Annotated in this window: 19 protein-coding genes; 13 read left to right on the top strand and 6 right to left on the bottom strand. The window is 60.8% G+C overall.

Annotated features, from left to right (window positions below):
- Nucleotides 1–14: 14 nt before the first annotated feature.
- The gene (locus tag LVD12_RS03240; protein ID WP_237065568.1) at nt 15–2,855 is read right to left on the bottom strand and encodes a response regulator; all 2,841 of its coding nucleotides are present in this window, start codon (nt 2,853–2,855) and stop codon (nt 15–17) included.
- 147 nt (nt 2,856–3,002) lie between these two features.
- Here LVD12_RS03240 and cysM point away from each other — a divergent pair, with 147 nt between their 5' ends.
- From cysM to mazG, 3 genes are read left to right on the top strand one after another with little or no spacing between them, the layout of a single operon-like run.
- Nucleotides 3,003–3,893 carry a cysteine synthase CysM gene (gene cysM, locus LVD12_RS03235; protein ID WP_237065567.1) on the top strand — a complete coding sequence of 297 codons (891 nt, stop codon included), beginning with the start codon at nt 3,003–3,005 and terminating at the stop codon, nt 3,891–3,893.
- 18 nt (nt 3,894–3,911) lie between these two features.
- Nucleotides 3,912–6,155, top strand: a complete 2,244-nt coding sequence (gene relA / locus LVD12_RS03230; protein ID WP_237065566.1) for a GTP diphosphokinase — start codon at nt 3,912–3,914, stop codon at nt 6,153–6,155.
- A gap of 27 nt (nt 6,156–6,182) precedes the next feature.
- On the top strand, nt 6,183–7,004 hold the full coding sequence (gene mazG / locus LVD12_RS03225; protein ID WP_237065563.1) for a nucleoside triphosphate pyrophosphohydrolase: 822 nt from the start codon (nt 6,183–6,185) through the stop codon (nt 7,002–7,004).
- 30 nt (nt 7,005–7,034) lie between these two features.
- Here mazG and LVD12_RS03220 read toward each other — a convergent pair whose 3' ends face one another.
- Complete coding sequence (locus tag LVD12_RS03220; protein WP_237065561.1) at nt 7,035–8,030, bottom strand: 2-hydroxyacid dehydrogenase; 996 nt, start codon at nt 8,028–8,030, stop codon at nt 7,035–7,037.
- A gap of 234 nt (nt 8,031–8,264) precedes the next feature.
- On the opposite strand from LVD12_RS03220, the gene adk reads away from it, so the two are divergent.
- The 7 genes from adk (at nt 8,265) to LVD12_RS03185 (ending at nt 14,839) form a co-directional block, all read left to right on the top strand.
- Complete coding sequence (gene adk, locus LVD12_RS03215) at nt 8,265–8,918, top strand: adenylate kinase (protein ID WP_237065559.1); 654 nt, start codon at nt 8,265–8,267, stop codon at nt 8,916–8,918.
- A gap of 139 nt (nt 8,919–9,057) precedes the next feature.
- Nucleotides 9,058–10,068, top strand: a complete 1,011-nt coding sequence (hemH, locus tag LVD12_RS03210) for a ferrochelatase (protein ID WP_237065557.1) — start codon at nt 9,058–9,060, stop codon at nt 10,066–10,068.
- Between the two features lie 287 nt (nt 10,069–10,355).
- On the top strand, nt 10,356–11,117 hold the full coding sequence (locus LVD12_RS03205; protein WP_237065556.1) for a hypothetical protein: 762 nt from the start codon (nt 10,356–10,358) through the stop codon (nt 11,115–11,117).
- Nucleotides 11,118–11,327: 210 nt separating this feature from the next.
- Nucleotides 11,328–12,029: a tRNA (adenosine(37)-N6)-threonylcarbamoyltransferase complex dimerization subunit type 1 TsaB gene (gene tsaB, locus LVD12_RS03200; protein ID WP_237065553.1), complete on the top strand. Its 702-nt coding sequence runs from the start codon at nt 11,328–11,330 to the stop codon at nt 12,027–12,029.
- 6 nt (nt 12,030–12,035) lie between these two features.
- A complete protein-coding gene (locus LVD12_RS03195; protein WP_237065552.1) occupies nt 12,036–12,833 on the top strand; it encodes an undecaprenyl-diphosphate phosphatase in 798 nt (265 codons plus the stop codon).
- 3 nt (nt 12,834–12,836) lie between these two features.
- A complete protein-coding gene (locus LVD12_RS03190) occupies nt 12,837–13,730 on the top strand; it encodes an NAD(P)-dependent oxidoreductase (RefSeq protein WP_237065551.1) in 894 nt (297 codons plus the stop codon).
- A gap of 14 nt (nt 13,731–13,744) precedes the next feature.
- Nucleotides 13,745–14,839 carry a tRNA-queuosine alpha-mannosyltransferase domain-containing protein gene (locus LVD12_RS03185; protein ID WP_237065550.1) on the top strand — a complete coding sequence of 365 codons (1,095 nt, stop codon included), beginning with the start codon at nt 13,745–13,747 and terminating at the stop codon, nt 14,837–14,839.
- A gap of 346 nt (nt 14,840–15,185) precedes the next feature.
- Here the strand turns inward: LVD12_RS03185 and LVD12_RS03180 are convergent, their stop codons facing one another.
- Complete coding sequence (locus LVD12_RS03180) at nt 15,186–15,425, bottom strand: hypothetical protein (protein ID WP_237065549.1); 240 nt, start codon at nt 15,423–15,425, stop codon at nt 15,186–15,188.
- A gap of 452 nt (nt 15,426–15,877) precedes the next feature.
- Between LVD12_RS03180 and LVD12_RS03175 the strand changes: the two genes are divergently transcribed.
- The 3 genes from LVD12_RS03175 to LVD12_RS03165 all read left to right on the top strand — a co-directional run bounded on the left by LVD12_RS03175 (nt 15,878) and on the right by LVD12_RS03165 (nt 18,906).
- The gene (locus LVD12_RS03175) at nt 15,878–16,885 is read left to right on the top strand and encodes a tryptophan--tRNA ligase (RefSeq protein ID WP_237065548.1); all 1,008 of its coding nucleotides are present in this window, start codon (nt 15,878–15,880) and stop codon (nt 16,883–16,885) included.
- Between the two features lie 52 nt (nt 16,886–16,937).
- Nucleotides 16,938–18,515, top strand: coding sequence for an AbgT family transporter (locus tag LVD12_RS03170; protein ID WP_237065547.1), 1,578 nt, complete (start codon nt 16,938–16,940; stop codon nt 18,513–18,515).
- Nucleotides 18,516–18,576: 61 nt separating this feature from the next.
- Nucleotides 18,577–18,906, top strand: a complete 330-nt coding sequence (locus LVD12_RS03165) for a DMT family transporter (RefSeq protein ID WP_237065546.1) — start codon at nt 18,577–18,579, stop codon at nt 18,904–18,906.
- Nucleotides 18,907–18,933: 27 nt separating this feature from the next.
- On the opposite strand, the gene LVD12_RS03160 is transcribed toward LVD12_RS03165, so the two are convergent.
- From LVD12_RS03160 to LVD12_RS03150, 3 genes are all read right to left on the bottom strand, one after another.
- On the bottom strand, nt 18,934–19,398 hold the full coding sequence (locus LVD12_RS03160; RefSeq protein ID WP_237065545.1) for a GNAT family N-acetyltransferase: 465 nt from the start codon (nt 19,396–19,398) through the stop codon (nt 18,934–18,936).
- A 155-nt stretch (nt 19,399–19,553) separates the two neighbouring features.
- The gene (locus LVD12_RS03155; RefSeq protein ID WP_237065543.1) at nt 19,554–20,549 is read right to left on the bottom strand and encodes a mechanosensitive ion channel family protein; all 996 of its coding nucleotides are present in this window, start codon (nt 20,547–20,549) and stop codon (nt 19,554–19,556) included.
- A 119-nt stretch (nt 20,550–20,668) separates the two neighbouring features.
- A complete protein-coding gene (locus LVD12_RS03150) occupies nt 20,669–21,388 on the bottom strand; it encodes an esterase/lipase family protein (protein ID WP_237065542.1) in 720 nt (239 codons plus the stop codon).
- Between the last annotated feature and the right edge of the window lie 42 nt (nt 21,389–21,430).

The raw sequence follows: 21,430 nt of genomic DNA, 5'->3' as shown, positions 1-21,430 counted from the left end.
CGAAGGGCGAACCCTCAGTGCTCGTTGGCTTCCTGCAATTCAGCGAGGCCGAACAGCACATCCAGGTCCTGCTCTGAAGCCCACTCCCGCAATGCCCGGATCTGTCGGATCACCGCGTCCACTGCGACTTCATCGATCGTCGCCTCGTCCTGTCCCTGCAGGGGACGCAGCAGTTCCTGCAGGTGACCGGTGGCTTCCCGCAGGCGCGGAACACCGCAGTAACAACAGCCGCCGTGTACCCGGTGTACCAGTTCATAGAGGCCGCGGTGATCACCGGCGGCGAACAGGCGGTGTATCTCCTGCTCGTCGGCCAACAGCCCGCGGATCAGCATCTGCAGCATGTCCCGTGCAAGCGTTGCGTCGTTGTTACTCAGTTCCAGGCTCTCAGTGATATCCACCAGCCGCGGAAGATCGAGCGCGATTCGCTCAGTGCGCTCCGGGGCCAGTATCTTCATCCATCGCTGGATCGTATGAGTGAGCTGAGCCTCGCTGACTGGCTTGCTGAGGTAGTCGTCGAGCCCGGCGGCCAGCAGTCGCGCTTTCTCTTCGCTGCCTACATGGGCGGTAAGAGCGATGATGGGGGTGCGTTGGTCTCCCTCCTCGGCGCGGATCTGGCGCGTCGTTTCGATGCCGTCCATGCCCGGCATCTGAATATCCATCAATACCAGGTCGAAAGACCCCTGCCGGAACTGCGCCAGCGCTTCCTCGCCGCTGGCGGCGAGCACCGTTTCCACGCCGAGGCCCCGCAGCAGTTCGCTGATCAGCAGCCGATTGGCCTCGTGGTCGTCCACGGCAAGGACCCGGGTCGTTGTCGGCCCGGGCAGTGCCTGCTGGAGGCCTGTCTGCTTCACGGAGCTCTGGTGGGGGGCGGCACGGCGCAGTGCGCGCAACAGGTTGTCCCGGGTCACCGGCTTGGCCAGGAATGCCAGCGCGCGGGTGCGCAGCGGTTCATAGCAGCGGCGCAGCTCCACCGGCGAGCCCTGCACGATGATTCGGCACTGGTAGGTATCTGCGAGGCATTGAACGCAGCGGATAAACGGCTCGAAATCACCCTCAGCCATGGCGGTGTCAATGATCACTGCGTCGGGCAGGGCGTCGTGACGCCACATCTGCTCGATGGCGGGCTCAAGGGTGTCAGGCTCGGAGAGTTCGACGGGTTCCACCTGCCAGTGCTGAAGCAGCTGGGCCACTTGCATGCGCGTCATGCGGTTGGGATCTGCCAGAAGAACCCGGGCTCCCGGGAAGCGCTCGCGGATGGGGGCGGTGCGGTTGCGCTCCAGCCTCAATGGCAGGTGTATCCAGTAGGTCGCGCCGCCGCCCGCGGCCTCGTCCACACCGATACTTCCACCCATCTGTACGATCAGGCTGCGCGCGATGGCAAGTCCTAGCCCGGTACTACTGAGCTGCTGGTCCTGCTCGTGGGGCGAAGTTTCCAGCAGCTTGTGCAGTTCGACCCGGTCGTGCCCTACGGCCCGGTTGCCGAGATCGGTGACGCTGACGCGCACCAGCAGCTCGGAGTCCTTGCTGCTCTGCACGCTGATACGGATGGGGATATTGCCCTCGGCGGACTGGCGCACGGCGTTCCCGACCAGGCTGGTGAAGATCTGCTTGATGCGCAGGGGATCGCCAATCAGCGTGCTCGGGAGCTTGCTGTCGATCAGGGGCACCAGCTCCAGGCGATGATCGTAGGCGAAGGGGGCGAGGATCTGCAGGGTTTCCTCCAGCACCAGTCCAAGATCCATGGGGGTGTGGTCCAGCACCAGGTTGCCGGACTCGATGCGGGAGAAATCCATGATGTCGTTGATGGTCGTCAGCAGGTTCTCTGACGAGCGCAGAATTGTCTGCAGGTAATCCTGCTGCAGTTCGTCCAGCTCCGTTTTCAGCAGCAGGTTGGTGAAGCCAATAATGCCGTTCAGTGGCGTGCGGATTTCGTGGCTGGTATTGGCGAGGAAGGTGGATTTCACCCGGCTGGCCTCCACGGCTTTTTTCCGTGCCAGGTCCAGCTCGATATTCTGCTCTTCCATGGCATCCAGGGACTGGCGCAGGTCCTCCATGGACTGGAGGACATTCGACTTGTACTCCTCCTGGTAGCTCCGCAGGTTTTCGGCCATGGTGTTGATCCTGCTGGCCAGGCGGTGCAGCTCGCGGTTGTCCACCTCCTCATCGCGGGTTTCAAAGTGGCCGCGACCGATCGATTCCAGGCGGTCGCCCAGCCGCTCCAGCGTGCGGCTGAACTTTTCAGAAATAAAGGTGGACCAGATGAGTGCACCGAGGGTGCAGAGAATCAGACCCAGCAGTGTGACCAGCAGCACCTGGTAAGTTCCAACGGCGAAGTAGGGACGATGCAGCTCGATGCTGATCCAGCAGGTGATCTCTGGTCCCTTGAGCGGGTGCAGGACCTGCAGGCTGTCGCCCTTCTCGAAAATGAACGGGCCATTGCGCGCCACATCCCTGGCCGTGATCTCGACCCTTGGCCGGGGCCCCTGCTTGGAAAGCACCTTCAATTCGGCTTCGCCGGAGGCCCCGGCGCTCTTGACGGAGTAGACGCGGACCGAGCGTACCATGTCCTTCTCGAGCATCAGAGCCAGCAGGCTTTTCTCGAGCCATTCGCGACGCAGGTGGGTCGGGTGGTCACCGCTCAACTCGATCAGTTCGGCCAGTTGCTCGGCACTGGCGCTGCCGTGTGCCAGCAGCAGCTGGCGGCGCTCATGCATCTGCTGCAGCGTGAACAGCACGCCCAGCACCACAGCCAGTGCCAGTGCAGGCGCCAGGGTGAAGCGGAATACCAGGGCCCGCAGGGAGCGGAGGTGGGCCGGGGGCTGGTGGGCCTGTCCCGGAGACTGGGTTGCTGCCATGGGGGAACCCCCGATTGGTGGTCGTGTTATTTTTGTTCGATTCTACCCCCTTGGGCCCGATACTGGTAGGCGCCGGGAGTTGAGGTCGCGAGGGGCCCCAAGGGCAGGTAGAATGGCGCTCCGCTTTTCGTTGGATCAAGCTCGCATATGGAATACCCGACGATTGCCGACTGCGTCGGCAATACGCCACTGGTCAGACTGCAGCGCCTGCCGGGGCAGACCAGCAACACCATCCTGCTGAAGCTCGAGGGCAACAATCCCGCGGGCTCGGTCAAGGACCGGCCGGCCCTGTCCATGATCAGCCACGCCGAGGCCCGCGGCCAGATCAAACCCGGGGACACGCTTATCGAGGCGACCAGCGGTAACACCGGTATCGCACTGGCAATGGCAGCTGCCATCAAGGGCTACCGCATGATCCTGATTATGCCGGAGACCGCCACCGACGAGCGCAAGGCAGCCATGACGGCTTACGGTGCCGAGCTGATCCTGGTCTCCGGTGAAGCCGGTATGGAGGGTGCCCGCGACCTGGCCCTGGAGATGCAGTCCGAGGACAGGGGGCTGGTATTGAACCAGTTTGCCAATGCCGACAACCCGCTGGCGCATATGGAGGGTACCGGCCCGGAGATCTGGCGCCAGACCGGGGGTGAGGTGACCCACTTCATTTCCTCCATGGGCACCACCGGCACCATCATGGGCTGCGGCCGTTTTCTCAAACAGCAGAACCCGGAGATCCAGATTATCGGCCTGCAGCCTACCGAGGGATCGAGCATCCCGGGTATCCGCCGCTGGCCTCAGGCCTACCTGCCGCAGATCTTCGTGCCCGAGGAAGTGGATCGGGTCATCGACATGGATCAGGGGGAAGCAGAGGAAATGGCACGGCGCCTGGCGCGGGAAGAAGGCATATTTGCCGGCGTCTCCTCGGGCGGGGCGGTTGCGGCGGCGCTGCGGTTATCCGCCGAAGTGGAGAATGCGACCATCGTCGCCATCGTCTGTGATCGGGGGGACCGCTACCTCTCCTCGGGATTGTTCAGCCAGTAAACCGGTCGCGATTTATCCATGGTCCAAGTCCGTAAGCATCACTCCATCGGCACAGACGGCGAGCTGGATATCGAGTCCTGGCTGCGCCATGTGCAGACCCTGGCGAGCCTCGACGGCGGTGCGCTGGTCACCCTGCGCCGGGCGGCGGAGGTGAGTGCCGAAGCGGAAAAGCAGGCGATCGCCGCAGAGAATATCTGGGCCGAGGGAGCCAGCAGTTTCCTCACCGGCCTCGAGATGGCCGAGATCCTTGCCGACCTGCAGATCGACGGTGAAGCACTCTGTGCGGCGGTGCTGTACCGGGCAGTGCGGGAGAAACGCCTGCCGTTGAAGAGGGTCGAGGACGAGTTCGGCAAGACCGTCGCCAAGCTGATTCGCGGTGTCCTGCGTATGGCGGCAATCCGCAGCCAGAGTGCCGAGACCGGCAAGAATCAGAGCGTCGCGGTGGAGGAGCACTCCGAGAATATCCGCCGCATGCTGGTGGCGCTGGTGGATGATGTGCGCGTTGCGCTGATCAAGCTGGCCGAGCGCACCTGTGCCATTCGTGCGGCCAAGAACGCCGACCCGGCCAAACGCCGTCGGGTCGCCCGGGAAGTCGCCGATGTCTATGCGCCGCTGGCACACCGCCTCGGCATCGGCCACATCAAGTGGGAACTGGAAGACCTTTCCTTCCGCTACCTGGAACCTGACGATTACAAGCAGATTGCCAGGCTGCTGGACGAAAAGCGGCTGGCTCGCCAGAAATACATCGATGAAGTCCTGGAGCTGCTGCGCGGTGAACTGGAACGCGCGGATATTCAGGGCGAGGTCTACGGTCGAGCCAAGCACATCTACAGCATCTGGCGCAAAATGCGCCGCAAGAATATCGGCTTCTCACAGGTCTACGATATCCGCGCTGTGCGCATCCTGGTGCCGACCGTGCGCGACTGCTATGCAGTGCTGGGTATCGTGCACAACCTGTGGCGCAACATTCCCAATGAATTCGACGATTACATCGCCTCACCCAAGGAAAATGGCTACCGCTCACTGCATACGGCAGTGATCGGTCCGGAGCGCAAGGTGCTGGAGGTACAGATCCGCACCTTCGCCATGCACGAAGAGGCGGAGTACGGCGTTTGCGCTCACTGGCGATACAAGGGCACCGACCAGAAATCCGAGGGGCAGGACGGCTACGAGCAGAAGATCTCCTGGCTGCGCCAGGTGCTGGACTGGCACGAGGAAGTGGGGGGCAACCCGCTGCAGGACGACCTGCAGTCCAGCGATGTCGATACCCGCATTTATGTGTTTACCCCGGACGGCCATGTCGTCGACCTGCCCCGAGGTGCGACGCCGCTGGACTTTGCCTACAAGATTCACACCGAGATCGGCCACCGCTGCCGTGGTGCCAAGGTGGACGGTCGTATCGTGCCGCTCAACCACGAGCTGCTCACCGCCAACCAGGTGGAAATCCTGACCGGCAAGCGGGAGGCGCCAAGCCGCGACTGGCTCTCTCCGGGGATGGGTTACATCACCACCTCGCGGGCCCGCGCCAAGGTCATTCACTGGTTCAAGCAGCAGGCCCGCGATCAGAATATCGCTGATGGCCGCAGCATCCTCGACGGGGAGTTCAAGCAGCTGGCGTTGATCGACTTCGACTTCGAGAAGCTGGCGGCCAAGCTCAACATGCATTCCCTCGACGACCTCTACGCGGCCGTTGGTGCCGGGGATATCGGTGTTGGCCAGGTGCTCAATGCCGCCCAGCGCATGGTCAAGGTGGACCGGGTGGAGCCGACTCCATCGCTGACTGCCTCCGTGGCCCGCGGCGAGGGCATGGCGGATGTGTATATCGATGGTGTCGGCAACCTGATGACCCATATCGCCCGCTGCTGCAACCCGGTTCCCGGTGACGACATCATGGGCTACATCACCCTCGGTCGCGGTGTTTCGATTCACCGCAAGGACTGCCCCAATATGTTGCGTATGCATGCCGACGAGCGCGAGCGGGTCCTGCAGGTGGAGTGGGCGGAAAAGCCCAAGGAGCTCTACGCGGTGGAAATCATGATCGAGGCATACGACCGCCACGGCCTGCTGCGCGATATCACCGCGATGCTGGACAGCCAGCGTATCAACATCACCGCCATGCAGACCCGCTCCAACAAGCACAAGCACACGGTGGATATGGTACTGACGGCAGAGATCCACAATTTCGAGGAATTGAGCCGCGTGCTCCACCGCATCAACCAGTTGCCCAACGTGGCCTCAGCAAAGCGGCGCATGCTGCACTGACGGCCACTGGCGGAAAGGGACCCGACCATGGAAGCACATTACTCCGTTGACGACCTGCTTTTCCTCATGGCGCAGCTGCGCAGTCCGGATGGCGGCTGCCCCTGGGATTTGAAACAGGATTTCTCCACCATCGTGCCTTCGACCATCGAAGAGGCCTACGAGGTTGCGGAGGCCATCGAGAAGGAGGACTTCGAGCACCTGCATGAGGAACTGGGGGATCTGCTCTTTCAGGTGATTTTCTATGCGCAGCTGGGACGCGAGGCCGGGCACTTCGATTTTTCCCGTATCGTCGACACCCTGGTGCGCAAGCTGGTCCGGCGACATCCCCACGTTTTTCCCAGTGGCGAACTGTACGGTGATAACCGCGGCGGGGCAGTGGACGAGGCTCAGGTGAAGCAAAACTGGGAAGCCATCAAGGCCGGGGAGCGCGATGCCAGGGGTGAGGGCGGCACACTCGACGGTGTAGCGGCAGGGCTGCCCGCGCTGACCCGCGCCGCCAAGCTGCAAAAGCGGGCCGCCGGGGTCGGCTTCGACTGGCCCGCAGTGGATGGTGTGCTGGCGAAAATTGAGGAAGAGATCGCTGAATTGCGTGCTGCCATTGCCTCGGAAGATCGGGAGCACGTCCGGGAGGAGCTGGGTGATCTCCTGTTTTCCTGCGTCAATGCCGCGCGCCACCTGAATGTGGACCCGGAGACTGCACTGCGGCATTGCAACCGCAAGTTTGAACGACGTTTCAACATCGTTGAGCGGGAACTGCAGGCGCAGGGGCGCCAGCCGTCCGATGCACCCCTGGAGGAGCTGGATCAGCTCTGGAACCAGGCCAAGGGGCAGGAGAACGGGCTGAAATAGCGCGGCCGGGGCACGCCCGGCCCGGGGAGATCAGCCGGCGACCAGCCGGTTGGTGCAGTTGCCGGTTTTTTCGAATTCCCCGACATTCTCCAGCGTGGCCCTGGTGATATTGCTGATCGCTTCATGGGTGAAGTAGGCCTGGTGGCCGGTTACCATGACATTGTTGAACGTCAGCAGTCGCGCAAATACGTCGTCGCTGATCACCGAGTCGGAGTGATCCTCGAAGAACAGGTCTTCCTCTTCCTCGTAAACGTCCAGTCCCAGGTAGCCAATTTTGCCGGACTTGAGCCCGCGGATAATCGCCGCGGTATCGATCACACCGCCCCGGGAAGTGTTGATCAGGCACACCCGGTCACGCATCTCGCTGATCGCCTTTTCATTCACCAGGTGACGGGTATCGGGCAACAGCGGGCAGTGCAGGGAGATGATGTCAGAATTCCTGCAAAGCGTATCGAAATTCACGTAACGCATGCCAAGTGTGCGACAGTCCTCGCTCTCCACCGGGTCGCAGCCAAGCAGTTCGCAGCCAAAACCGTGCATGATGCGGGCAAACACCGAGCCGATCTTGCCGGTGCCCACAATCCCCACGGTCTTGCCGTGCAAATCAAAGCCCATCAAGCCCTCGAGGGAAAAATTTCCCTCGCGAACACGAGCCTGGGCTCGCACCAGGCGTCGGATCAGGGCGAGGATCATGCCAACGGCATGTTCGGCGACCGCATAGGGGGAGTATCCGGGCACGTTGGCCACCAGAATGCCCAGCTCGTTGGCCGCGGCGATATCCACGTGATTGAATCCCGCAGAGCGCAGTGCCAGCATACGGATGCCCCTTTCCCGCATGCGTTTCAGCAGTGGTTTCGGGACCGGGTCGTTCACGAATACACAGATGACCTCGGCATCGTCAGCCAGGACGAGTGTTTGCTCGTCCAGGTGCGTATCCACATAATGCAATTCATGGCGATGCTGACGGTTGTAGCGATCGAAGTAACGCTTGTCATAGCTGCGGGCATTGAAAACGGCGATCTTCATCGGTTATCCCCTTCGATGGGCAGGGCGATATGGTGTGTAGGCACCCACGATAATGAGCATAGTCACGGGCTTGTGACTGGTTGTTCAGTTATCGTCCTGGTTGGCTGTATGCCCCTGCCGGCGGGGCCGGGAGGGCGTTCGGCAACCTTGCCCTAGTCAGGGGCAGCGTGTAAGGTAGCGCTCTTTTGGCGCGGCGGGCATTGGCACGTCCGATAATCTGGAGGCAATCTGACTATGCGAATCATTCTCTTGGGGGCGCCGGGGGCCGGCAAGGGCACCCAGGCTCAGTTCATTACAGAGAAATTCGGCATTCCGCAGATCTCCACCGGTGACATGCTGCGGGCAGCGGTGAAAGAGGGGACTCCCCTCGGTCTGGAAGCCAAGGACATCATGGCCGCCGGCAAACTGGTGTCGGACGATCTGATCATCGCACTGGTCAAGGAGCGTATCGCACAGCCTGACTGCGCCAACGGCTTCCTGTTCGACGGTTTCCCCCGCACCATTCCCCAGGCTCAGGCTCTGCTGGATGCAGATGTGCCCATCGATCACGTACTGGAAATTGCGGTTGACGACGAAGAGATTGTCAAGCGTCTCTCCGGCCGCCGGGTGCACGAGGGCTCCGGACGTGTTTACCACGTCATATACAACCCGCCCAAGGATGAGGGTAAGGATGATGTCACCGGCGAACCGCTGGTCCAGCGCGCCGACGATACCGAGGAGACTGTCCGTAACCGTCTCAAGGTCTATCACGAGCAGACTGCGCCCCTGGTAGGTTTCTACCGGGAGCTGGCGGAGCGCGCACCCGAGGCTGCCCCGAAATGCAGCAAGGTGGAAGGCGTTGGTACCATGCAGGAGATTCGCGAAAAGGTCATGGCGGCACTGAGCTGATCCAGTCTGCCTCACCGATCGTAAAAGAGCCCCCGCCCTGGGGGCTTTTTTGTGTCCGTCCAGCGCGCAAATGGCGGATGGTGTAGCCTTTTGCGTGACTGATTTTCTGCTCACACCGATTACCGATAGGATCAAATACATGTCGACAGCGGTCATCCTGATGAACCTGGGGACTCCTGCTGAGCCGAGCGCCCCGGCGGTGCGACAATTCCTGCGGGAGTTCCTCTCCGATCCGCGAGTGGTGGAAATCCCCCGCCTGGCCTGGTTGCCCATACTGCACGGGATCATCCTGCCCCTCAGGCCCGCGCGTATCGCGCCGGCCTATGCGGAAATCTGGAACACCGGCCTGGATGGCGAGCCGGTGAAGGGTGCTCCGCTGTTTTACTACACCCGCCGCCAGGCCGAATTATTGCAGGAGCGGCTGTGGCAGAAGCGCCCGGACGTCCGTGTCGACTTTGCCATGACTTATGGCGATCCCCGGCTTTGTGATGTCATAGAGCGTCTGCAGCGGGAAGGCTTTGATTCCTTTATGGTTTTTCCTCTGTATCCACAGTACTCGGCGACCACAACAGGTTCTATTTACGATCAGGTGGCGCAAATCTATCGCCACAGCCGCAATATTCCGAATATCTCCCTGGTGCACGATTATTACCGGCACCCCATGTACGTGCGTGCCCTGGCAAATTCCGTACGTGAACACTGGGAAAAGCACGGTGCGGCGAAAAAACTGCTGCTGTCTTTCCATGGTATTCCCAAGGCAAATGTGGACAAGGGCGATCCCTATTACGATCAATGCCGGGGAACTGCCGAGCACCTGGCGGCGGAACTGGGGCTGGAAAAGGATCGCTGGCAACTCTGCTTCCAGTCCCGCTTCGGCAAGGCTGAATGGCTGCAGCCTTATACGGATAAAACACTCATCGAGTGGGGCAAGCAGGGCCTGGAGAGCGTCGATGTTATCTGTCCGGCGTTTGCGGCGGATTGCCTGGAGACCATCGAGGAAATCGCGGAGGAGAATCGCGCTAATTTTGTCGAAGCCGGTGGGGGGGAGTATCGCTATATCCCCGCTCTGAATATCCGCCCTGATCATATTGAAACCCTGGCCCGGATTGTTGAAGAGAGGCTTCCTCAGTTCTCAAAAGTATCCGGCTGAACGATAGGGATTCCTGTTTGCCGCCCCTTTAATTGGATTGGCGGCGGCAAATTTCCGCAAAAGTTATTTTTTATTGGCCTAAACACGGTTTTTTTTCCCTTTTTCCTTGCAAAGCAATTTTTTTTTATTAACTTTGATAAAGTTGCAGCGTTTACAACGTTGCGGCTTGCTGCAATTAAAGCCCGGGAGGTGGGTAAAAAGTCCCGGGGCAGCAAAACGGCAATACTGCCAGCACACTTTCAGATTGATTGCAGAGGTAGTTTTCCGACTCTGACAGGAGACAAGGGATGGCACGAGTAGCGAAGAAGAGAAAGCAGGCCAAACGCCCTGCGAAGGCAAAAGCCACAGCAGCCGTTTCACCGGTCGTCAGCAAAGCTGAAAAAGCAGTGGAGTCCGCAACCAAGTCCCTGGACACCCAGATGGATCGGGTTGCCAAGGCGCGTGAGCGGGCACAGAAAACCGGTACCGCCGCTGCAAAGAAAGCCCTGACCAGCGCAAATGCCAAGGCGAAGGATTTGCGCGCCAAGGTGGCATCGGCCAAGGTGGAACTGGCGAAGGCCAAGGCGATGGATTCGGTTCGCCAGGCGGAAGAAGCTGCCAAGGCAAAAATCAGCGATATGGCTGCGAAGCTCTCCGATAAAGCCGAGAAGGATCTGGCGGCAGCGGTGAAGGCATTTGAAAGCCGCTGGAGAAAGACCCGCGCCAAGGCTGATGCCAAGAAGGTGAAGGCTGCCGAGAAAAAGGCTCAGGCCAAGCTGAAGGCCTCGGCCAAGAAGGCGGCGGCCAAGGCCAAGGCCCTGGAGAAGAAAGCGGCGGCCAAGGCCAAGGCTGAAGCCAAAAAGGCAGCCAAAAAGTCGGCCAAGAAGAAGGCTGGTCGACCCAAGAAGGCAGCTGCGAAGAAGAGCGCAGCCAAGAAGGCGGCTACCAAGAAAACTCCCGGTCGACCGAAGAAGTCCGCTCGCCGCGGTCGTCCGCCCAAGGCGGCCAAGACCAAGGCCACAGCCAAAAAGACCATGGCTCGCCGCGGCCGTCCGCCAAAGAAGCAGTAATGTCCCCTTCAGGGCCTGCCAACCACGCCGGTGGCTGGACAGGGTCTGGATAAGGTGCAGCCAGAAGCCCCGCTCAGCGGGGCTTTTCTGTTTCAGCGGGCTCCACTGCCTTTCAGCCGGGCCTTTCCCTGCAAGTGGGACCCGTAAACATGACTCTCTCCCCCGACCGTGCCACAATTCGCCCCCGAGAAGTTGTCAGCCGAGTTACCCGTGAAATTACTAGCCCTGGATACCACCTCTGGCGCCTGTTCCGTTGCCCTCTATGAAGACGGCCGGGTTACCGAGCAGTTCGTCAGGGCAGAGCGGGATCATACCCGCCGGCTCCTGCCGATGGTCGACGAGGTACTGGCCCAGGGCGGTGTGGAAATTGCTCAGCTGGATGCGTTTGCGGTCAGTCGTGGTCCGGGCTCATTTACCGGCCTGCGCATCGCGATCAGCTGCGTACAGGGTCTGGCTTTTGCCGCCGACAAGCCCGTGGTGCCCGTCTCGAGCCTGGCCGCACTGGCGGCCGGAGCGCACCGGCAGCATCCGGAGTGGCAGCAGGCTCCGGTGGTGGCGGCACTGGATGCCCGCATGGGGCAGGTGTACTGGGGCGTATACTCGCCGAAAGCCCCCAACTGCAGCCTGTTACCTGAGGCAGTACAGGATCCCGCGCAGGCAGCGCAGCAATTGCGCGAATCCGACCTGCCGCAGGAGCTCTATGGCGTGGGGCCCGGCTGGCATTATGAAGAACTGGCTCAGGCACCGGTCCGGGCTGTGGAGGTGGAGGCTCTGATCCACGCCCGGGATATTGCCGAGCTGGCAGCACTGTTGTGGCAAAACGGGGTCAGTGTGCGTGCAGAGGAGCTGGAGCCGCTTTACCTGCGCGACGAAATCACCTGGCAAAAACGACAAAAAATCCGTTCGCAGTAACCATCCATGGAATTTTTTCATATCGTTATCCTGGCCCTGATCCAGGGCCTTACCGAGTTTTTGCCCATTTCCAGCTCGGCCCACCTGATCCTGCCGAAGGAAGTGCTTGGCTGGCCCGATCAGGGGCTCGCCTTTGATGTGGCGGTGCACTTCGGCTCCCTGACGGCGGTCATTATCTATTTCCGCAGTGAAGTCTGGGCTCTGCTCCGCGATGGTCTGGGCGGACTGGTGAATAACCGCTTCACCGATGACGGTCGGCTCGCCTGGCTGATCGTGCTGGCGACCATACCCGCCGGTCTCATTGGCCTGGCATTCAAGGGGTTTATCGAGACCCACTTGCGTTCGGCCGCGGTGATTGCCGCCACCACCATCGGCTTCGGCTTGTTGCTCTGGTGGGCGGATGTTTTCGGACGGCGCAAGGAGTCCCTCGCAGATCTCAACTGGAAAAAGGCGCTGATGATCGGTCTCGCCCAGGCGCTCGCTCTGATCCCCGGTACCTCGCGGTCCGGCATTACCATGACGGCGGGCCTGATGCTGGGAATGAAGCGCGAGGACGCCGCGCGCTTCTCGTTCCTGATGTCGATTCCGGTGATTGCGCTGAGCGCCATGCTGCTGACTTTTGACCTGCTGTCCCTCGATGCTGTGCCCTGGGGGGATATCCTGTTGGGCACGGTGCTGTCGGGTATCAGCGCCTACCTGTGTATTCACTTTTTCCTGCAATTTATCAGCCGCATCGGCATGGCGCCGTTCGCGATTTATCGCCTGTTGCTGGGTGCGGCACTGATCTGGATGATCTGGGGGTAAACCATGGCGACTGTCGCATTTCTCGGGCTCGGCGTAATGGGGTATCCGATGGCGGGCTTCCTGGCCAACGCCGGCCACAGCGTGCGCGTCTATAACCGCACTGCGAGCCGCGCCCGGCAATGGCTCGATAGCTATCCCGGGGAAGCCTTCGCAACCCCGGCCGAAACCGCCAGTGGTGCCGAACTGGTATTTGCCTGCGTCGGCAATGACAACGATCTACGGGAAGTCGTGACCGGTGAACAGGGCGCTTTTGCGGGAATGCAGGCCGGCAGCCTGTTCGTGGACCACACCACCGCCTCGGCGGATGTGGCCCGTGAGCTGGCGGCCATAGGTGCCGAGCGGGGTATTGGTTTCCTCGATGCTCCGGTTTCCGGAGGTCAGACCGGCGCGGAGAATGGTGCGCTGACCATCATGGTCGGCGGCGAACAAGCGGATTATGAGCGCGCACTGCCTTTTCTGCAGTGCTACGCCCGCGCCACCAACCTGCTGGGGCCGGTGGGCAGTGGCCAGTTGTGCAAAATGGTCAACCAGGTCTGCATCGCCGGTATCGTACAGGGACTCGCCGAGGGGCTCCATTTCGCCCGTGCGGCGGGCCTGGACGCGGAACAGGTGGTGGAGGTGATCTCCAAGGGCGCTGCCCAGAGCTGGCAGATGGAGAATCGCTACAAGACCATGTTGGCCGGTGAATACGAGCACGGGTTCGCAGTCGATTGGATGCGCAAGGACCTGGGCATCGTGCTGGACGAAGCCAAGCGCAACGGTGCCCTGTTGCCAGTGACCGCGCTGGTGGACCAGTTCTACAGTGAGGTGCAGGCACTCGGAGGTGGCCGCTGGGATACTTCCAGCCTGTTCGCACGGCTCATGCATGTGCGCCCCTTCGAAGACAAGACAGATTAGCCCACCCCTCCACCATGAAGGTCCTGCTCCTGTCCGCCTACGATGCCGGCAGCCACAAGCACTGGCGGCGCGGCCTGGTCGAGGCGATTCCGGACTGGCAATGGACCGTACTGACCCTGCCGCCGCGCTATTTCAGCTGGCGGATTCGCGGCAACAGCCTGAGCTGGGGCAGGGGGGAGGATGCCGCCGAACTCCGCCAGCCATGGGACCTGATTGTCGCCACCTCGATGACGGATCTGTCGGCGCTGCGGGGCCTGGTGCCGGAGATCGCCCGGGTGCCCACGGTGGTCTACTTTCACGAAAACCAGTTCGCTTACCCGCGCTCGAAAGACGCGTTCCAGTCTGTCGAACCGCAGCTTCTGAATATCTATACGGCCCTCTGCGCTGACCTGTTGCTGTTCAACTCTGAATTTAATCGCCGGACCCTGCTGGATGGTGCCCGCCGCCTGCTCAAGCGCTTTCCGGATTGCGTGCCGACGGGTGTCTGCGAGGAGGTCGAGGGCAAGTCCCGGGTGTTGCCGGTTCCAGTGGAGAACGACCTGTTTCAACCTGGCAGTTCCCGGGCTGAGCTGCCGGAGGAGACCCTGGTAATCACCTGGGCTGCGCGCTGGGAATACGACAAGGGGCCGGAACGGCTGCTGCAGATCCTTGACGGGCTTGTGGAGCGCGGAATCGGGTTCAGGCTGAACCTGCTCGGTGAGTCCTTCCGTAACAGCCCCGCGGAGTTTGAGGAGATTCGTCGGCGCTTCGGTCAGCAGTTGCAGGCTCTGGGCTATCAGGCCTCGACAGAAGCCTATCGGCAGTTACTGGGAGGCAGCCATGTCTTCCTGAGTACCGCTCACCACGAATTCCAGGGCCTCGCAGTGATGGAGGCTTGCGCACTCGGCTGTTCTCCGCTGGTGCCTGACGAGCAGGCATACCCGGATTACTATCCCGCGCAGTGTCGCTATGGCTCGGTCGGTGAGGCAGTCAACCGGCTGACCGCCCTGGCAGAGGTAGCGAAGTTGCGCCGACCACTGCCACAGGTGGATATGTCACCACTGTGCTGGAGCCGACTGGCCGGGGAATACCGGCGCTGGCTGGCACGAACGGCTGAAAGGAGCAGCTGAAAGGAATCGCTGGAACGACGCGTAGCCAGCGGTACCGGACCTGAGCCTCAGCGGCAGTCTTCATTACATGATCTTGCTGGGGTCGTTCAGCAGGAAAAGCTGGTCAGCAGGAACAGGAGTGCGAACACTCCGAAATCAACCGCCAGCGTTACCGGGCTGAAGGGTTCACCGAAAAGTTCATAGGCTCGGGGGGGTGCCAGTTGAGTTTTCAGGGGCTCGTTGGATTAGCGTTGAGATAAGGCTATCAGCAGGATCTGGAAGAGGTGCTCTCGCATTTGCGAGATCTTGCTTCAATTCCAGCCTGTGAAAAGGACTCCGTGGCAGGCCAGCAGAGGGCGCCTGCTGTTTACGGCTTGTTCGCCGCCGATGGGTTACGGGTCTCCGCTTTGGAGCCATTTTTCATCAGCAGTGGTCGGACAAGGATCAGGGCCGAAACAACACCCAGGCCCTGGAGCAGAATGAAAATGCCAACGGGAATCTCTGCACGGATTTTAACCAGTATGAATATGTAGGCGGCGAGTATTGCAATCATGATCGCCACCGCTGCCAGTCCCATCACTTTGATCAGCTTTGATTTTCTATCCACCGCTGAGCCCTTTTGCTGGAGAGCGCGAAAAATAAGACAGCGATCAGAATGCTGATAAACCCCGCAGTATTTTCCAGGCAGGCTCAGTGCTCTGCCTTACATTCTGTCCTGTCTGTGAAGCTTTTTCAGCAACCTGATCGATGGCCATGCTTCCCGGCGGCCCTGAGTCCGCGATACCTGAGCAGCAGCTAAGGTGGCCGTGTAAGGCAGTGGCCGGGGAACAACACAGTCGCAAGACGCTGCCATCATCTTATCTCTTTTTCCCGAACCACAATGTCGACTGTTACCGCTGGCGGGCAATTTTCCGGTTGGTCATTTTATGTCCGAAATCCTGGTTTTGCGGCTGCCTTGATTGGCGCCAGCCCGGGGCTAGGCGGCGTACAATCCAGTGTCCGAAAAGGGTATTATTCGCCCCTGACTCCCGAGAATGCAGCACGGAATTGATAGCGTTTATGAGTAAACAGCGTGTACTGACCGGTATTACCACTACCGGCACCCCTCACCTCGGCAACTATGTGGGTGCGATTCGCCCGGCGATCGCCGCCAGCCAGGACCAGAATAACCAGTCCTTCTACTTTCTGGCCGACTACCACGCGCTGATCAAGTGCCAGGATCCGGAGCAGGTGCACCAGTCCACCCTGGAGATCGCCGCTACCTGGCTGGCACTGGGGCTGAACACCGACAATGTGGTCTTCTACCGCCAGTCCGATATTCACGAGATCCCCGAACTCACCTGGCTGCTGACCTGTATGACGGCCAAGGGCCTGATGAACCGCGCCCACGCCTACAAGGCAGCCGTGGATGCCAACCGGGCCGATGGTGAGGACTCTGACTTCGGTATCACCATGGGCCTCTATAGCTACCCGATCCTGATGGCGGCGGATATCCTGATGTTCAATGCCAACAAAGTGCCGGTGGGCAAGGACCAGGTCCAGCATATCGAGATGGCGCGCGACATTGCCCAGCGCTTCAATCACCACTACGGCGAGCACTTCGCGCTGCCGGAGGCCGTAGTGGATGATCATGTGGCGGTCCTGCAGGGCCTCGATGGCCGCAAGATGAGCAAGAGCTACGGCAACACCATCCCGCTGTTTTTGACCGAGAAGCAGCTGAAGAAGCACATCAACAAGATCAAGACCAACCTGCTGGAGCCGGGAGAGCCGAAGGATCCGGATACCTCTACCGTGTTTCAGGTATGGCAGGCGTTTGCGACTCCGGAGCAAACCGCCGAGATGCGCAGGGCTTTCGAGGAGGGCATCGCCTGGGGCGAGGCCAAGAAGCAGCTTTTCGAGCTGATCAATGGCCAGATCGGCGATGCCCGGGAGCGCTATAACGAACTCCTTGCCAATCCGGCACAGATCGAGCTGGAGCTGGAAAAGGGGGCGGAAAAGGCACGGGTCTACTCGGCACCGTTTATCGACAAGCTCCGTCACGCGGTCGGTATCCGCAAGATCGGCTGAAGGCAGGTACGATATGGCTGGTGAGCAAAACAATAACAAAGAGGACAAACCGATGAGTGAATCTCCGGCAAATACCGCCGCACCGATGGATGCACCCAATGGCCCGGGCAAGGGCAGTTGGGTCGATCGTGCGCTCAACTTTATTGAAGTGGTGGGCAACCGGCTGCCGGATCCGGCGGTGTTGTTCCTGATCCTGATGGTGACGGTATGGGTGCTGTCCATGCTGCTCTCCGGCGTCAGTTTCGATGCCATCCACCCGGCTACCGGTGAGGCGGTCCAGGTGACCAACTTGCTGTCCGGCGACAACTTTGCCTATTTCCTCTCCAACATGGTCACCACCTTTACCGGTTTTGCGCCTCTCGGCGTAGTGCTGGTCGCCATGCTGGGTGTGGGTGTGGCGGAGCAGAGTGGCTTCATCAATGCGGTGCTCAAGAAGCTGCTCGGCGTGACCCCCCAGATGCTGCTGACGCCCATGTTGATCCTGGTGGCCATCGTCAGCCATACGGCGGTGGACGCGGGTTACGTACTGGTGATCCCACTGGGCGGTGTGATTTTCTACGCTGCCGGCCGCCATCCGCTCGCCGGTATTGCCGCGGCCTTTGCCGGGGTTTCCGGTGGTTTCTCGGCCAACTTCGTGCCCTCGGCGATCGATCCTTTGCTGCAGGGTTTCACCCAGTCGGCGGCGCAGATTGTCAGCCCGGAACTGCAGCTGAACCCGCTCAACAACTGGTTCTTTACCTCTGCCTCCTGCCTCGTCATCGTGCTTTTGGGCTGGTGGCTGACGGACAAGGTGATCGAACCGCGACTGAAAAAAGTGGCGATCGACGGCGACCCGGAAGATATGCCGGTGATGCAGGAAGTCGGTGCACGCGAGCGCCGGGCGCTGCGGCTCTCCACCCTGGTGATGCTGGTTGGCATCGGTGCACTGATTGCCTGGATGCTGCCGGGGGATTCTGCCCTGCGCGACAGTGCGGGTAACCTGGCGGCCTTCGGTGCCCCGGCGATGAAATCCATCGTGCCGCTGATCTTCCTGCTGTTCGTCATTCCCGGTGTGGTGTTCGGCTATGCGGCGGGTACCTTCCAGAAGTCCAAGGATGTCATCGATGCCATGTCGAAAACCATGGGCTCCATGTCCTACTACATCGTCATGGCATTCTTCTGTGCCCTGTTCATCGCCGAGTTCGGGCGCTCCGGGCTGGGCACACTGCTGGCGGTGGAGGGTGGCAACCTGCTGGCGGCGATGGCGCTGCCGGGGCCGGTAACCCTGATGGGCATTATTCTTCTGGTCGGCTTCGTGAACCTGTTCGTGGGCTCCGCCTCCGCCAAGTGGGCGCTGCTGGCACCCATTTTCGTTCCGATGCTGATGCAGGTGGGCTTCTCCCCCGACCTGACCCAGGCGGCCTACCGGGTGGGTGACTCCTCCACCAATATCATCACGCCGCTGATGCCCTATTTCCCTCTGGTGGTGGTTTACTGCCAGCGCTACGTGAAGAGCACGGGAATCGGCACGCTGGTCTCCCTGATGTTGCCGTACTCGTTGGTGTTCCTGCTGTGCTGGTCGATTTTCCTGGTGATCTACTGGTCACTGGGTATTCCCCTGGGCCTGCAGGCCAGTTACACCTACCCCTGATACAATCCGGGTTCACAGAGTGATGGGGGCCTTCGCAGCCCCCATTTTTTTGGATTGGAAGATGGCTTACGTTTATCTCGCGATCGCAATTCTGGCCGAGGTGGCCGGTACCACGGCACTGAAGGCTTCCGAGCAGTTTACCCGGCCGCTGCCGTCGGTGATTGTCGTTGTCGGTTACGGGCTCGCGTTCTATATGCTGGCGCTGGTGCTGCGAACCATCCCGGTAGGGATTGCCTATGCCATCTGGGCGGGGGTTGGGATTCTGCTGGTGGCGCTGGCAGGTGCAGTCATTTACCGGCAGATTCCCGACTGGCCGGCGGTAGTCGGGATGACGTTTATCATTGCCGGCGTTGTGATTATCAACCTGTTTTCCAAGACCTCTGCCCACTGAAGTGGAGACCGGTAGTGTCAGGGGCAGTCATTCATCTCCTGGGCGCAGCATCTCGATATGGGGGATGCCGTCCTCGTCGTAGGGCTCAGAGACCTGCGCAAAACCGAACTCCCTGTAGAAATCCGCCAGGTACTGCTGGGCAGAGATGCGGATAGGGCTGGGCCCAAAATGCGTATCGCACAGTGCCAGCCCCCGCGCCATCAGTTCGCGGCCGAGGCCGGTTCTCCTTGCAACGGGTGCCGTCAGTACCCGACCGATCGACGGCTCGGAGTACTTGTAGCCCGGGTCGACCACGCGCAGATAGGCCAGTAACTCCGGCTCGCTTTCCTGTGGTTGCCAGGCGGCGAGGTGCCAGCTGTGCTGGTCCCTCCCGTCTGCGTCCTGGTAGACACAGTCCTGTTCCTCCACGAAGACTGCCTGGCGGAGTCTCAGGATGCTGTAAAGCTGCTGCAGGGTGAGGTCTTCGAAGCGTGACCAGTGCCAATCTTGCATGGTGAATGCGAGTCTTATCGTTGCCAGGGAAGGTTCACCAGAATACCGGATTCCCGGACCTGAATCCCGCTCCGGGCTGCCTTTCGTTAAGGGCTGTTTTACGCTCGGGGCTGTTTTACGCTCGGGGCTGCTTTCCGGTCAGGGCTGCTTTCCGCTCAGGGCTGTTCCCCATCTGCTTGCGCACGCCAGCGGGGGCGGGTGCTGCCGTCCCGGGGGGCGGGCCAGCCTTCCCGCTGTTGCCCGCGGTCCCCATCGCTCTCCTCGGTCTGGTCGTGGAATAGCTGCACCCGGGTTTCGTAGGGCATGTCGATGCGGGCCTCATCCAGGGCCAGTTTGATGGCCCTGATGACATCCGAACCAATGTGATTGGCATTGGTTTGCCGGCTGTTGGTCCACCAGCGCATGCGGATGGTGACCCAGCTCGCGGCCAGTTCCCAGGGCAGGGCTTCTACGGGGGGCCTTTTCTGCACACCCTCGACTTTACTGACCGCATCCACCAGCACTTCGCAGGCGCGGTCGATGCCGTCGCCATAACCGATACCCACATCGTATTCGCTGCGCCGCAGGGGGTGGGCCGTCTTGACCACGACTGCATTGGTGTAGATATCACTGTTGGGGATGACCACCCGCTGGCCGTCATAGGTGCGAATCAGCGTTGCGCGGTTTTCGATTCTCTTGACGGTGCCTTCGAATTCCCCGACGCGGATCTGGTCGTTCACGCGAAATGGATGCCTGATCAGGATCAGCAGTCCGGCCAACCAGTTCTGCAGGATATCCTTGAACGCAAAGCCGAAGGCGACGGAGCCCACACCCAGACCTGCAACCAGGTCACCGGGATTCAGGGTGGGCATGACAATGGTGGCGCCAAGCAGGAAACCGATGCCGACCACGATCCACTTGACGAGACCACCGAGAACTTCCCCGAGGTTGGTGCGATCCCGGCGGGCAAAATGGCGACAGGTAAGGTAGCTGAACAGCAGGCCGAGCAAATAGAACAGCAGCAGGACGATCAACGCGGCAATGACGTTCGGCAGATGCTGAATGCCATCGGCAACCCAGGTATCCACCTTGTCCAGGGCAGTCTCCACACCCCGGTCCACCTGTTCCGGGAGTTCCTTGATCGCCTCAGTGCTGTCCTGCTGTGCTGCCATCACCGCTGTCCATTGCCGGGAACCCGCCTGTTAATTGGCGGGTCCCTCGGCAGCAGTTTAGCTGAGACGTGACGGTGGCATGTCAGCCTGCGGTCAAGGGGCAGGCGATGGGGCTGCGCTCAGGATGCCGGTGACTCCGTACGCTGGAAATGGCCGTGGCGCAGAAAGTGGATCACCTGCGTAATGACGGCATCATTCTGCATCATGAAAACATGGGTGACGGGCATCTCCAGGTGGTCGCTCATACCCTCGAGCCTGGTGCTCTCCACCGAGACCTTGCCGTCATCGCTGGCGGGAATGATCTGCGACAGGACGGGGTTGATACTGCGGGTGCCGGCAATGACGCCCACTTCGAAACCCGCTGGGCCCAGCCGGTTGGGCACACTCTCTTTCCCGGTACCGAGCTGCAGGCCGGCATCTCCGAGGATGAGCTGAAATCCGGGCATATCACCCAGGGAATCCACGACTTCGCTGCCCTGGTTCGGTGGGCCGAGCATCACTACACGACCGAGATTGGGGATGGTTACGCGGCTGAGATACTGGCGCACCAGAATACCGCCCATAGAGTGGGTCACGAAGTGCACCTTCGTGCTTCCTGCGCACTGATCCAGCGTGGGGGCGATCGCCTTACCGGCAAGCGCCTCGATGGGGTATTCAGTTGAGGGGTAGTCCACATTGACCACATGGAATCCTGCTGAACCGAGTCGCTCGGCCATTGTCTCCATGGAGCCGTCCGAGCGGCCCAGGCCGTGTAGCAGGATCGCACAATCTCCACTGGCGAATGACGGCAGGGGGAGGAACAGCAGGAGAAGTGAAGCTGCAGTGAGCAGGGCGTTCATGGTGGCAGGATCCGGTTCAGCGATGAGCACGCGCCCCGATGG

It is taken from the genome of Microbulbifer guangxiensis (assembly GCF_021729075.1).
GTDB lineage: Bacteria > Pseudomonadota > Gammaproteobacteria > Pseudomonadales > Cellvibrionaceae > Microbulbifer > Microbulbifer guangxiensis.
The sequence above is the reverse complement of the archived record's forward strand: the minus strand, read 5'-3'. Positions and strand labels throughout refer to the sequence as shown.